We start from the raw sequence: 13,630 nt of genomic DNA, 5'->3' as shown, positions 1-13,630 counted from the left end.
ATCAGTGACTAACGTGTGCCATCCAGCGTTTCTCAGCTTTGCGGAACAGGCTGATTAACACGTAGGAGATGATCAGATACAGCACCGCCGCAATGCCGAAGGCGTAAAACGGCTGATAGGTCGCGGCGTTGATGTCGCGCGCGATCTTCAACAGATCCGGCACGGTGGCGGTAAACGCCAGCGCGGTGGAGTGCAGCATCAGGATCACTTCGTTGCTGTAAGCCGGCAGCGCGGTGCGCAGCGCCGAAGGCAAAATGATGCAGCGATACATCTTGAAACGCGAGAAACCGTAGGCGTTGGCGGCCTCGATTTCACCGTGCGGCACCGAGCGGATCGCCCCGGCGAAGATCTCGGTGGTATAAGCGCAGGTGTTGAGCGTCAGCGCCAGGATGGTGCAGTTGAGCCCGCTGCGGAAAAACGCATTGAGAAACTCGCTGCCGCGCACGATCTCGAGGCTATACATGCCGGAGTAGAACACCAGCAGTTGCACGTACAGCGGCGTACCGCGAAACACATAGGTGTAGAGCCACACCGGGAAACGCACCCAGCGAAGGGAAGAAACGCGCGCCACCGCCATCGGGATCGCCAGCAGCCCGCCCATCACCACCGAGGCAATCAGCAGCCACAGCGTGATCGCCACGCCGGTGAAGCGGTAGCCGTCACTCCACAGCAGCGACTGCCAATACTGTTGCAGGATCTCGATCATAGTTCGGCCCTCTTGACGCCCAGTGAGTAACGCCGTTCAAGCCACAACAGCACGCCGTTGGAAACGGTAGTGAAGATCAGATACACCACGCCGGCCACGATGGCGAAGAAGAACGGCTGATAGGTGCCTTTTCCCGCCAGCTGCGTGGCTTTGACCACATCGTTCAGGCCGAGAATCGACACCAGCGCCGTCGCCTTCAGGATCACCTGCCAGTTATTGCCGATGCCCGGCAGGGCGAAACGCATCATCGCCGGGAACAGAATGCGCCGGAAGATCTGCGCGCCGCTGAAGCCATAGGCCGTCGCCGCTTCGATCTGCCCTTTCGGCACCGCCAGATAAGCGCCGCGGAAGGTCTCGGTAAAATAAGCGCCGTAGATAAAGCCGAGGGTAATGATGCCGGCGCCGAGCGGATCGATATCGATCTGCGCGAAGCCCAGCAGCGTAGTGATATTGTTCAGCGCGATTTGCAGACCGTAAAAAATCAGCAGCATCAGCACCAGATCGGGCACGCCGCGGATCAGCGTGGTATAGGCGCCGAACAGGCCGGAGATAAAGGGGTTATGAGACAGTTTGCCACCGGCGCCGATCAGGCCGATTACCACCGCCAGCAACACGGAACTGAGGGCCAGCTCCAGCGTCACCAGAGCCCCCTCGAAAATCAGTTGGGAATAGCCTTGCAGCATCTACTTCACCCTGTGGTCTAGGATCCGAACCATCGGGGCCGGCACGCCGGCCCCGCAGTCACAGCATGGAACGGTAAGCGGATTACCCGCCGTAGACGTCAAAGTCGAAGTACTTTTTCGCGTATTTGTCGTAGGTGCCGTCTTTGCGCATCTCGGCGAAGGCTTTGTCCAGCGCCGCTTTCAGCTCGGTATCGGTCTTGCGCAGCCCCATGCCGGTGCCGACGCCGAAGAACTTGTCATCCTTCACCGATTCGCCGGCGAACGCATAGTCTTTGCCCGGCGGCTGTTTCAGGAAGCCGTCGCTGCCCGCCACTTCATCCTGGAAGGCGGCGTCGATACGCCCGGAAGCCAAATCGGCGTAAACCAGATCCTGGTTCTGGTAAGGCACGACGGTGATGCCCTTCGGCTGCCACATGGCGTTGGCGTAGGCTTCCTGGGTGGTGCCCTGCAACACGCCCACACTCTTGCCTTTCAGGGCGTCCACGGTAGGCAACAGCTTGGATCCTTTCGGCGCGATCAGACGCGCGTTGGCGGCATACAGCTTGTCGGTAAAGGCGATTTCCTGCTGGCGTTTTTCGGTGATGGACAGCGAAGAGATGATGGCGTCGATTTTCTTCGCCTTGAGGGATGGGATGAGCGCGTCGAAGTCGCTCTCCACGAAGGTGCATTGGGTATTGATGCGTTTGCACAGCTCTTTGGCCAAATCGATGTCAAAGCCAACCAATTCGCCTTTGGCGTTTTTGGATTCAAACGGTGCGTAAGTCGGATCGGTGCCAATCTTCAGCGTGGAAGGAATGGCGGCAAAGGCGCTGCTGGCGGCGCTCAAAGCCAGAACTAACGGCAAAATCAAAACCCGCTTTTTCATAAATTACCCTCAAATTGATTTTTTGATGCCACTACGGGCATTACTTTTCCCCACCAAATCAATTTGCAGTAATCGTGCCACATTAGGTGCTACGGGCGGAGGGAACGGCTCCGGCCTTCACAATACTGTTTCCTGGGACGATAACCGCAAAATTAAATCGGCCGCTCGGGGCCGCGCCACTGGCAGCCGCGATAAGGCGGCGCCATGAAACAGTGAACGTGATGAAGTGGGATCATTATGGTGCATGCGCCGCCCTAATTCAGTGCGGTGTTGCACAAATGTGCCAATTTGGGGATGAAAATGTTAATCAGCACCCTGCCAGCGGGTGAACAGATCGGCCGGCAGTTCGATATCAAACTGATCGATCACCCGATTGACGGTCTGATCGATGATGTCTTCCACGCTTTTCGGCTGGTGGTAAAACGCCGGCACCGGCGGCATGATCGCCGCGCCCATCTCCGCCGCCTGCGTCATCAACCGCAGGTGTCCCAGATGCAGCGGCGTTTCCCGCACGCACAGCACCAAACGGCGGCGCTCTTTGAGCACCACGTCGGCGGCGCGGGTCAGCAGCCCGTCGCTGTAGCTGTTGACGATGCCGGACAGGGTTTTGATCGAGCATGGCAGGATCGCCATGCCCAGGGTTTTGAAGGAACCGGAAGAGATGGCGGCGGCGATATCGCGCGCATCGTGCACCACGTCGGCCAACGCCTGCACTTCACGCAGGCTGTACGGCGTTTCCAGCGCCAGCGTCTGCCGTGCAGCGTTGCTCATCACCAGATGGGTTTCCACCTCTGCGACGTCGCGCAAAACCTGTAACAGGCGCACGCCGTAGATCGCGCCGCTGGCGCCGGAAATGCCGATGATGAGTCGTTTCATGGAAAATGGCCTCTGCCGTAAAAAGTAAGATCAGGCAGACTTTGCCGCAATGGCGAGGGATAAGCAAGTTCACAGGAGCAAGGCGCACCGCTGCAGACGCGGCGATGCCCCCCCGAGTAATCAACGCGGCCGGTTAGCCTTCGTTGTGCAGTTCCAGATTTTCCGCTTCGGTTTGCCCTCGCAGCGCCTTGGCGTCGTCGCTGCGCAGCGACTCCAGATATTCCAGATAGCTTTGATCGACGTCTTTGGTCACGTAGATGCCGTTGAACACCGAGCATTCGAACTGGGTGATGTCCGGGTTCTCTTCGCGCACCGCTTCGATCAGATCGTCCAGGTCCTGGAAGATCAGCCCGTCGGCGCCGATAATCTGGCGGATTTCATCCACTTCACGCCCGTGGGCGATCAGTTCGTTGGCGCTCGGCATGTCGATGCCGTAGACATTCGGGAAACGCACTTCCGGCGCGGCGGAAGCCAGGTACACACGCTTGGCGCCCGCTTCGCGCGCCATCTCGACGATCTGTTCCGACGTGGTGCCGCGCACAATGGAGTCATCCACCAGCAGCACGTTCTTGTCGCGGAACTCGGCGCGGTTGGCGTTCAGCTTGCGGCGCACCGACTGACGACGCGCCTGCTGGCCCGGCATGATAAAGGTGCGGCCGACGTAGCGGTTCTTCACAAAGCCCTGGCGGTAGGGTTTCTCGAGAATGCGCGCGATCTCCAGCGCGATGTCGCAGGAGGTTTCCGGGATCGGGATCACCACGTCGATGTCCAGATCTTCCCATTCGCGGGCAATCTTCTCACCCAGCTTCTGGCCCATGCGCACGCGGGCGCTGTAGACCGAGATCTTGTCCATAAAGGAGTCCGGGCGCGCGAAATAGACGTATTCGAACAGGCACGGGTTGGTTTTCGGGTTCTCTGCGCACTGGCGGGTGAACAGCTGGCCCTTGGTGGTGATATACACCGCTTCGCCCGGCGCCACGTCGCGCAGGAACTCAAAGCCCAGGGTATCCAGCGCCACGCTCTCGGAAGCCACCATGTACTCGCTGCGGCCATCCTCCAGCGTGCGTTTGCCGATCACCAGCGGACGAATACCGTTCGGATCGCGGAACGCCAGCAGGCCATGGCCGATGATCATCGCCACGCAGGCGTAAGCGCCGCGCAGTTGCTGATGCATGGCGGCGACCGCGGTAAAAATGTTGTCGGCCTCCAGCGGATAATGCGGGAAGCGATCCAGCTCGCTGGCCAGCACGTTCAGCAGGATTTCCGAGTCGGAGGTGGTGTTGACATGGCGGCGGCCGCTTTCGAACAGCTTTTGGCGCAGCTCATGGGCGTTGGTCAGATTGCCGTTGTGGGCCAGCGTAATGCCGAACGGCGAGTTGACGTAGAAAGGCTGGGCCTCAGAGGCGCTCGAGCTGCCGGCCGTCGGGTAACGCACATGGCCAATGCCCATGTTGCCCTGCAAGCGTTGCATATGGCGCGCCTCAAACACATCTTTCACCAGGCCGTTGGCTTTACGCAAACGGAACCCGTTGTGGGCGTCAATGGTGACGATGCCTGCGGCATCCTGGCCACGGTGCTGAAGCACCGTCAGCGCATCATAAATCGACTGGTTTACCGGCATGAAACCGGCGATACCGACAATACCGCACATGTTGTCTTTTCCTCATCAGCGCTACCGCCCCGGCAATTGGGTCGGCAAGAAACTCGACGTGCTCTGCAGGTAGTCAAAGAACCACCTGATGACGTAACTGAACTGGGGAATGAGCTGTGACTGTTTCCAGTCGGCACTCTGTGAAAAGCCGGTAAAGGTATCCAGGAAGAACAGGATCGCTGCGACGATCAATACTCCGCGCAGCGCGCCGAAGCAGATGCCCAACACCCGGTCGGTGCCCGACAACCCGGTTTTCTCTACCAGTGAGCTAATCACATAGTTAACAATAGCCCCTACGATCAAGGTCGCGATGAACAAAATCGCGATCGCGATGCCGTTTCGCACCAGTTCATCTTCAAAACGAGTGAAATAGACCGCAAGGTAAGAGTAGAAATGGCTGGCAACAAAAAACGCACATCCCCATGTCACAAGTGACAATGCTTCGCGAACAAACCCTCGGATCAGGCTCACCAGAGCCGAAAATCCAATCACCGCTATAATGACGTAATCAATCCAGACCATGAACTATTCCAATGATGAATCGCCCCTGCATCCAATTCGCGGCGAATTCTAACAGAAAAAGAAAACGTTTGCGTAGGGGATTTCCTACCACGTTACAAATAAAAAGCGGCGATCAAAAAATTCCCAATCGCCGCGCCTACATAGGTGATTTCGCCTGTAAAAGGCGCGGTTTTTCTCGCTTTATCTCCACCACTCCTTAATTCAGGGGCGCATCGTGCTGCGCCCCTGCGGGGTTTAACGGCCGTACGGCTTCACCTGCCCGCTCAGCCCGCTGATCGAGTTCAGCGACGGCAGCGCCGCCTGCAGCTTCTGCTTGGAAGCGTCCGGGCCGACGTAGATACGGGTGATCTGCCCCTGCACCGGCGTTGACGGCACGGTAAAGGCGCGATAGCCCGAGAGGCGCAGCGAGGCGACAATCTCGTTCGCCTTGGCGGCATTTTTCAACGCCCCGAGCTGCACGACGTAGGCTTGCCCGGCCGGCGCTTTTTCTTCCGCCGGTTTCGGCTGCGTCGTCGGTTCAGGTTTCGGCGTCGGCTCCGGCTTCGGTACCGGCTTCACTTCCACCGGTTTCGGTTGCGGCACCGGTTTCGGTTTCACTTCCACCGGTTTGGTTTCTACCGGTTTGGTTTCTACCGGTTTCGGCTTGGGCTGCGGCACCGGCTGAGGACGCGTCTCGACCGGTGGCGGCGCCACCTGCGCTGGCTGCTGAGCACCTTGCCGCACCGCCTGTTGCGCCGCCGCTTCGTTGGCCGCCTGCTGTTCGACCAGCGCGCCCGCCCCTTCCGGCGGCTGCGCCGGCAACGGTTGCGTCACCGGTGGCAGCACGTCGTTCTCTTCGACGTCGCCCGCCTTTGGCACCAACGGAATGGCCGCGAATTCATCCTCGTAATGCTTCTTTTTGCCGTCCAGCAACCCTGGCAGGATGATCACCCCCAGCGCCACCAGAATCACGGTTCCGACCAGTCGGTTCTGAAATTTACTCGCCACTCACACTCCCCGCATCTCGTCTAACGCCGCCATCACCTGCGCCACGGTGTGGAACGATCCACAGACGATCACAATATCCTGTTTATCAGCATCCTGCATAGCCTGCCGCCAGGCAGTTTCGACATCATTAAAGCGGCGCGGTTCCGTCAGATGCTGCGCCAGCTGTTCGACGCTGGCGCCGCGCGGCCCGTCGAGCGGCGCGCAGTACCATTCATCCACCTGCTCGCTGAGGCAGGCCAGCGTGCCGGCGATATCCTTGTCCGACAGCATGCCCACCACCGCGCGCACCTTGCCGCCGTTGCGCGGCAGTTTGGCCAGACGCCCGGCCAGATAGCCGGCGGCATGCGGGTTGTGCGCCACATCGAGGATCAGCGTCGGCTCCCGCCGCACGATCTGGAAACGCCCCGGCAACGTCGCCTGCTGCAGCCCGGTGAAAATCGCGCGTTCGTCGATTTCCAGCGCGCTGCAGTTGAGCGCCGCCAGCGCGGTAGCGGCGTTGGCCAGCGGTACGTTCGGCGTCGGCAGATCGGTCAGCAACGTGTCGCCGCCCTGCCACTGCCAGCGATCGCCCTGCTCGCTGAAGCGCCAGGCTTCACCACGGCGAGACAGCGGCGCGCCCAGCGTTTCGGCAACCTGACGAATGCTGTCCGGCATATCGGGTTCACCGACCACCGCCGGTTTGCCGCTGCGGAAAATGCCGGCCTTTTCACGGCCGATGCTTTCGCGATCGTTGCCCAGCCAGTCGGTGTGATCGAGCGCAATGCTGGTGATCACCGCCACGCTCGGATCGACGATGTTAGTGGCGTCGAGACGCCCGCCCAGCCCCACTTCCAGGATCACCACGTCGAGTCGCGCCTGTTTGAACAGCTGCAGCGCCGACAGGGTGCCGAATTCGAAATAGGTCAGCGACGTTTCGCCGCGGCCGGCTTCAATGGCGGCGAACGAGCGGCTGTGCTCCGCTTCGCTCAGCTCTTCGCCCTGAATGCGCACGCGTTCGGTATAGCGCACCAGATGCGGTGAACTGTAGACGCCGACGCGCAGGCCGGCGGCCAGCAGAATAGCTTCAAGGGTGCGACAGGTGGTGCCTTTGCCGTTGGTGCCGGCAACGGTGAACACCGTGGGTGCGGGGGTCAGTAAATCCAGATGCGCCGCGACGCGCTGTACGCGCTCAAGGCCGAGTTCGATCGCCTGGCTGTGCAGACGTTCCAGATAGTAAAGCCACGAGCTCAATGGCGACGTGGCTTGGGGAATTTGGTGGTTTTGCATGAGTCCCATCACTGAACTTGGGTTCATTAATCCATCAGGGCACCACCCTCACCGCGGTAAAGGCGATGCGCTTCGTGACTGCCGCCAGCCTGCAAACCGCAGCGGAAAGGCTACGGCCGGCAGGGAGCGGGCATCAGCCGTCACTTAGCCACAAAGTGGCGGCTGAACCCGGGCGGGATCTGTCTTTGCCTCAGGCGTCGGCCTGCGGCTCCGGCTCAATGACCGGCGCGGCCTCATCGAAATGCGGCTGCGGCTGGTTTGTCAGCTTGGACAGAATGCTCGCCAACGTTTGGCGCATTTCCGGACGGCGAACGATCATGTCGATCGCGCCTTTTTCGATCAGGAACTCGCTGCGCTGGAAGCCTGGTGGCAGTTTCTCGCGCACGGTTTGCTCGATAACGCGCGGGCCGGCAAAACCGATCAGCGCTTTCGGCTCGGCGATATTGATGTCGCCCAGCATCGCCAGGCTGGCGGAGACACCGCCCATGGTCGGGTCGGTCAGCACGGAGATATACGGCAAGCCGCGCTCCTGCATTTTGGCCAACGCCGCGCTGGTTTTCGCCATCTGCATCAGCGACATCAGCGCTTCCTGCATGCGCGCGCCGCCGCTGGCGGAGAAGCACACCAGCGGACAGTTGTCCTCCAGCGCCTGCTCAACCGCACGCACGAAACGCGCGCCGACCACGGAAGACATCGAGCCGCCGATGAAGGCGAATTCGAAGGACGCGGCGACGATCGGCATGCCGTACAGCGTGCCCTTCATCACCACCAGCGCGTCTTTCTCACCGGTCGCTTTCTGTGCGGCGACCAGACGATCTTTATAGCGCTTGGAATCCTTGAATTTCAGAACGTCCTTCGGCTCCAGATCGCTGCCCAGCTCCACTTCGCTGCCTTCGTCCAGCAGGGTATGCAGACGCGCGCGCGCGCTCATACGCATGTGGTGGTCGCACTTCGGGCACACTTCCAGATTCCGCTCCAGCTCGGCGCGGTAGAGAACCTGGCCGCAGCTGTCGCATTTAGTCCAGACCCCTTCAGGAATGCTCGCCTTACGGGTTTGTGTGATATTGCTCTTGTTAAGAATTCGTTCAATCCAGCTCATCGATGACCTTTCTGTTTGAACCTGGCACACGCCAGTCCGCTGTTCATGCTTTAACAATCCCCCCGAAAACACCCCAATGAAAAAATGCCCGTTCGCGGCGCGGCAAGCGCGGCGACTGAGGCATCGGCTTCAGGGTTGTTCGCAGGAACAGACCATAATGTCGCTCATTAAACCATATCGGCCCGACGCTGTGGACAAAAAACTGGTCGAACCGACAGGTTAAGCGATGTTTTTACTGTTTTTGCTGGCGGGCGGCCGCGCGCTTGTGGCGCCAAATTTCAATCACGCCCGGCAGAATCGAAACGATGATGATCCCGACGATCAACAGCTTCAGGTTCTCCTGCACCACTGGCAGATCGCCGAACAGATAGCCAGCATAAGTGAAGAGCAGCACCCAAACCAGTGCGCCAATCACGTTGTAGGCGGCGAAGTGGCGATAGGACATATGCCCCATGCCCGCGACGAACGGCGCAAAAGTACGCACGATCGGCACGAATCGCGCCAGAATAATCGTTTTCCCACCGTGCTTCTCATAGAACTGATGCGTCTTGTCCAGGTAGCTGCGGCGGAAGATTTTCGAATTCGGGTTGCTGAACAGCTTCTCGCCGAACAACCGCCCGATAGTGTAGTTCACCGCATCGCCGATGATCGCCGCCACGGCCATCAACGCCACCATGGTATGCACGTTCAGATCGTTGGTCGGCAACGCCGCCAGCGCGCCGGCGACGAACAGCAAAGAATCCCCCGGCAGGAACGGCGTCACCACCAGACCGGTTTCGCAAAACAGGATCAGGAACAGAATAGCGTAGACCCACATGCCGTATTGTGCGACCAGTTCGGCCAAGTGCACATCAATATGCAGAATAAAATCAATAATAAACTTGATGATGTCCATAAATTCTCTCATTGATGCCGGGCGTTTCAATCACCCGGCAGAAGCACAAGGGAGCAACGCTTTCAGGCGTGCCGGCGTTTAATCGTCGGGCAAAAACAGCGGCCCCATCGGCGGCCGCGGTAGACCAAAGTGGTCAGGGTAATCCACGGCAACCAGATACAGCCCCTCGGCTCGCGCCGTCGCCGCCGCCAGATTGCGATCCTTCAGCGCCAGCAACTCGGCCATCCAGTTCTCACCCTGATTGCCGCAGCCGATCTCCATCAGGCTGCCGACGATGTTGCGAACCATATGATGCACAAAGGCATTCGCCTTGATATCTACCACAATATATTCGCCGTAGCGCGTAACCTTAACGTGTTTTACGCAACGCCACGGGGTGCGCGACTGACATTGCACCGCGCGGAACGACGTGAAGTCGTTCTCGCCCAGCAGCGCCTGCGCCGCCCGGTGCATGCGATCGGCGTCCAGCGGGTGATAAAAATGCGTCACCCCCTGCTGCAGCACCGCCGGCCGGTAGCGATGGTTGAAAATGATATAGCGGTAGCGGCGCGCGGTGGCGCTGAAACGCGCGTGAAAATCGTCGGCGACGGGGCTCACCCAACGCACCGCGATGTCCGGCGGCAAATGGGTATTCACCCCCATCGTCCAGGCGGCGTCCTTGCGGCGCGCAGTGGTTTCGAAATGCACCACCTGCCCGGTGGCGTGCACCCCGGCGTCGGTGCGCCCGGCGCACAGCACGGTAATCGGCGCATCCGCCACCTTGCTCAACGCCTGCTCCAGGCGTTCCTGCACGCTGGCCACTTCTTGCTGCCGCTGCCAGCCGTAGTACCGGCTGCCGTCATATTCGATGCCCAGCGCTACCTTCAGCGTCGGCTGAGCGGGCGAGACCACCTCAGACATCAGTACATCTGCTCCTGCACCAGACGCTCGGCGGTTTCGATAGCCATCAACGCGCCGCCGAAGCGCACATTGTCCGCTACCGTCCAGAACTGCAGCAGCTCGGGGATGCCGTAATCGTTACGCAGGCAACCGATGCTGAGCGCATCGCTGCCGGAAGCGTCGGTGACCTGGGTCGGGTAATCGTCCTCTTCGCTCAGCTGAATGTCTTCGACCTCTTCGAGCTCGCTGCGCGCCTCTTCGGCGGACAGCGGGCGCAGCGCTTCCAGGTGCACCACCTGCGCGTGGCCGTAAAACACCGGCGACTGAACGCAGCTCACCGAAATCGGCAGCCCTTCATCCTGCAGCACCTTGCGCACCTGATCGACGATCAGGCGCTCTTCGCGCACGCTGCCCTGCTCGTCGGCGACAAGCGGCAGCAGGTTGAACGCCAGCTGTTTACCGAAGACGCCTTCCTCGGCCGGAATGCCATTCAGCAGGCGCGCGCTCTGGCCGGCCAAGTCGTCCACCGCCACCTTGCCGCGCGACGATACCGACATCAGCGTGGTGACGTGCAGACGCGACAGCCCCGCCTGTTCGGTCAGCGGTTTGATCGCCGTCAGCAGTTGGCTGACCATGCTGTCGGCCACCGCCACGATATTGCGGTTACGGTAATCCGCCAGCACCTGCGGGTTCACGCCCGGCACCACCAGCGGCACATCCGGCTCCATGGCGAACAGGCCGCTGGTGTCGATCACCAGGCAGCCCATGTTGCCGGCTTCTTCGGCATAGCGCGCGGAAGCGTCGCTGCCGGCGACGAAGAAGGCCAGCTGCGCCTGCGACCAGTCGAACTCTTCGGCGTTTTGCACCAGAAGAGACTTGCCGTTGAAGCGCACATTGGCGCCCGCGCTGCGTTCGCTTGCCAGAGGATAGAGTTCACCCACCGGGAACTGGCGTTCCTGCAACAATTCCAGCAACGCTTCACCTACCGCGCCAGTGGCGCCGAGCAGCGCGATATTCCAGCCGTCAGACATCGGGTTTTCTCCAGAGTATTTCATTCATAAAAGCACACGGGCAGTGCAATCACCGCCCGATAATCTTTACCGCTCACTGTAGCGGCGTTGGCTTAAGACAACCTTACGCTACGCCACGCTGAAGCCCAGCTTGCCGAGCAGCTCGGCGCTGGCGCTGTCATCGCATTGCACGGCCAGCGAAGACCACTCGCGGCGCTCCTGGTAGTGCTTGCGCAGGCGATCGAATTCGCCCGGTTGCCCGGCGACTTTGCGCAGTGGCGCATCATCGCGGCGCACATCATACACCAAGTGCATCAATCGTTTTAACCGCGCTTCATCCAGCGGGCCGTTGAGGCGGATCAGGCTGAACTCCGGCACCGGCAGCAGCGAGGCCAGCGCCACCTGCTGCGGCTGCCCCAGATGGCGGCTGAACGCTTCGAACACCTGGGTGGTGCCGCGCGCCTTGCCTTCCAGCGTATACCCGGCGATATGCGCGGTGCCGATATCCACCCGCGCCAGCAGCGGCAAGGCGAGATCCGGCTCGGGTTCCCACACGTCCAGCACCGTGCTCAACTTTTTGCCCTTTTCCAACGCCTGCAGCAGCGCGGTGTTATCCACCACCGGCCCGCGACAGGCGTTGATCAGAATGCGGTTGTCCGGCAGCGCCGCCAACAGATCCGCATCCGCCAGATGCAGCGAATGGTAAGGGCCGGATTTATTCAGCGGCGTATGGAAGGTCAGCACATCGGCCTCGGCCACCAGCTTCTCCAACGGCCAAAACTCCCCGGCGTCGCCGCGATCGGCACGCGGCGGATCGCACAGCAGCGTGCGCACGCCCAGCGCTTTGAGGCGCGCGTCCAGGCGGGAACCGACGTTGCCCACGCCGACGATGCCGACGGTTTTATCCCGCAGTTGGAAGCCGTCGCGTTCGGCCAGCAGCATCAAGGCGGAGAACACATACTCGACCACCGCGATGGCGTTGCAGCCCGGCGCGGCGGAAAACCCGATGCCCTGCCGTTGCAGCCAGGCGTCATCAACGTGATCGGTGCCGGCGGTGGCGGTGCCGACAAAGCCAATGCGGCTGCCGGCCAACAAGGCTTCATTGACCTTGGTGACCGAACGCACCATCAGCGCATCGGCATCCGCCAGCGCCTCGCGCGGGATCGGACGCCCCGGCACCGCCTGCACGTCGCCCAAGCGGCTGAACAGCTCGGCCGCGTAGGGCATATTTTCATCAACCAGAATTTTCACTGCGTTCTCCGACGGTTTACGGCTATTTGTCTGCGAAATAGTGTGCCACTGAATCAGGCACGGCGAAAGCGTTCAGGGGTGGTGCCGGCGATCTGCTGGAACATGACGATAAAGGCCGACGCGGAGCTGTAGCCGACGTCCAACGCCACGTCCTGCACGGTTTTGCCCTGCTCGAGCAACGACACGGCATGCAGAAAACGCAGGCGCTGGCGCCACTCGCTGAACGACATGCCCAGATCCTGCTGGCAGCGGCGCGACAGCGTGCGCTCGGTGGTGTAGACCCGCGCCGCCCACGTCGCCAGCGAGGTGTTGTCCGCCGGACAATGCTCCAGCGCTTCCAGCACCGGCGCCAAAAATTTGTCGTCCGACGACGGCAGATAGGTTTGCTGACGCGGCGACAGGCGCAGCTGATCGATCAGCACCTGGCACAGGCGCAAATCCTCCTCCGCCTGCGGAATGTACTGCTTGCGCGCATAGAAATCCTCGGCGATGGCGCGGAAGATGGGCGTGACGCTCACCAGACAGGGGTCGGCCGGCATACCGGCGCACAGCGCCGGCGTGATGTCCACCATGCGGCACTGCGCCAGTCGCTGGTTGTAGCAGGAGTGTTCGATGCCCGCCGGCGCCCACAACACGAACTCCGGCGGCGCCAGAAAGCGCTGCCCGCCGATGCGCAGCACCATCACCCCGGCCTTGACCCACATCAACTGGCCCCAGGTGTGGCTGTGCGGCTGGAATTCGGTGCGCGCGTTAAACTCTTCGCAGCGGAACTGCACCGGGTTGGGCGCCGGGATCAGCGACTCGGGGAAATGGCGGATTTCTGGCATGGTTTCGTCCCGTGATTTGTCTTGTTTACGCCGATTTTTGTCTGGATATCGCTATATATGATAAACCGGACACGCGTAGACTAGCCAGCATGTTGGACGTTATTGAGAATAAT

14 protein-coding genes are annotated in these 13,630 nt (G+C 60.7%); all 14 read right to left on the bottom strand.

Annotated elements, in window-relative coordinates:
• Position 1 precedes the first annotated feature (1 nt).
• The 14 genes from ACJ8KE_RS00850 to ACJ8KE_RS00785 all read right to left on the bottom strand — a co-directional run bounded on the left by ACJ8KE_RS00850 (position 2) and on the right by ACJ8KE_RS00785 (position 13,517).
• On the bottom strand, positions 2 to 706 hold the full coding sequence (locus ACJ8KE_RS00850; protein WP_004936100.1) for an ABC transporter permease: 705 nt from the start codon (positions 704 to 706) through the stop codon (positions 2 to 4).
• On the bottom strand, positions 703 to 1,389 hold the full coding sequence (locus tag ACJ8KE_RS00845) for a histidine ABC transporter permease HisQ (RefSeq protein WP_016926884.1): 687 nt from the start codon (positions 1,387 to 1,389) through the stop codon (positions 703 to 705). Before ACJ8KE_RS00845 ends, ACJ8KE_RS00850 begins: the two co-directional genes overlap by 4 nt.
• An 82-nt stretch (positions 1,390 to 1,471) precedes the next feature.
• On the bottom strand, positions 1,472 to 2,254 hold the full coding sequence (hisJ, locus tag ACJ8KE_RS00840) for a histidine ABC transporter substrate-binding protein HisJ (RefSeq protein WP_004936109.1): 783 nt from the start codon (positions 2,252 to 2,254) through the stop codon (positions 1,472 to 1,474).
• Positions 2,255 to 2,557: 303 nt separating this feature from the next.
• Entirely contained in the window at positions 2,558 to 3,130 is a 573-nt protein-coding gene (locus ACJ8KE_RS00835) for a UbiX family flavin prenyltransferase (protein WP_016926883.1), read from the bottom strand.
• Positions 3,131 to 3,263: 133 nt separating this feature from the next.
• Entirely contained in the window at positions 3,264 to 4,781 is a 1,518-nt protein-coding gene (gene purF / locus ACJ8KE_RS00830) for an amidophosphoribosyltransferase (RefSeq protein WP_004936117.1), read from the bottom strand.
• Positions 4,782 to 4,802: 21 nt separating this feature from the next.
• Positions 4,803 to 5,303, bottom strand: a complete 501-nt coding sequence (cvpA, locus tag ACJ8KE_RS00825) for a colicin V production protein (protein ID WP_004936119.1) — start codon at positions 5,301 to 5,303, stop codon at positions 4,803 to 4,805.
• 234 nt (positions 5,304 to 5,537) lie between these two features.
• Entirely contained in the window at positions 5,538 to 6,290 is a 753-nt protein-coding gene (dedD, locus tag ACJ8KE_RS00820) for a cell division protein DedD (protein ID WP_079452192.1), read from the bottom strand.
• Complete coding sequence (gene folC, locus ACJ8KE_RS00815) at positions 6,291 to 7,556, bottom strand: bifunctional tetrahydrofolate synthase/dihydrofolate synthase (RefSeq protein WP_079450298.1); 1,266 nt, start codon at positions 7,554 to 7,556, stop codon at positions 6,291 to 6,293.
• Between the two features lie 190 nt (positions 7,557 to 7,746).
• On the bottom strand, positions 7,747 to 8,655 hold the full coding sequence (accD, locus tag ACJ8KE_RS00810; RefSeq protein WP_028127750.1) for an acetyl-CoA carboxylase, carboxyltransferase subunit beta: 909 nt from the start codon (positions 8,653 to 8,655) through the stop codon (positions 7,747 to 7,749).
• A gap of 232 nt (positions 8,656 to 8,887) precedes the next feature.
• Positions 8,888 to 9,550 carry a DedA family protein gene (locus ACJ8KE_RS00805; RefSeq protein WP_004936130.1) on the bottom strand — a complete coding sequence of 221 codons (663 nt, stop codon included), beginning with the start codon at positions 9,548 to 9,550 and terminating at the stop codon, positions 8,888 to 8,890.
• 78 nt (positions 9,551 to 9,628) lie between these two features.
• On the bottom strand, positions 9,629 to 10,450 hold the full coding sequence (gene truA, locus ACJ8KE_RS00800) for a tRNA pseudouridine(38-40) synthase TruA (RefSeq protein ID WP_004936132.1): 822 nt from the start codon (positions 10,448 to 10,450) through the stop codon (positions 9,629 to 9,631).
• On the bottom strand, positions 10,450 to 11,460 hold the full coding sequence (locus ACJ8KE_RS00795) for an aspartate-semialdehyde dehydrogenase (RefSeq protein ID WP_004936134.1): 1,011 nt from the start codon (positions 11,458 to 11,460) through the stop codon (positions 10,450 to 10,452). The genes truA and ACJ8KE_RS00795 overlap by 1 nt, the downstream gene beginning before the upstream one ends.
• A 108-nt stretch (positions 11,461 to 11,568) precedes the next feature.
• Positions 11,569 to 12,690, bottom strand: coding sequence for a 4-phosphoerythronate dehydrogenase PdxB (gene pdxB, locus ACJ8KE_RS00790; RefSeq protein ID WP_016926879.1), 1,122 nt, complete (start codon positions 12,688 to 12,690; stop codon positions 11,569 to 11,571).
• Positions 12,691 to 12,743: 53 nt separating this feature from the next.
• The gene (locus tag ACJ8KE_RS00785; RefSeq protein WP_015378596.1) at positions 12,744 to 13,517 is read right to left on the bottom strand and encodes an AraC family transcriptional regulator; all 774 of its coding nucleotides are present in this window, start codon (positions 13,515 to 13,517) and stop codon (positions 12,744 to 12,746) included.
• Positions 13,518 to 13,630 lie beyond the last annotated feature (113 nt).

This window comes from Serratia sp. CY56464, assembly GCF_052168435.1.
Taxonomy (GTDB): domain Bacteria; phylum Pseudomonadota; class Gammaproteobacteria; order Enterobacterales; family Enterobacteriaceae; genus Serratia; species Serratia marcescens.
The sequence above is the reverse complement of the archived record's forward strand: the minus strand, read 5'-3'. Positions and strand labels throughout refer to the sequence as shown.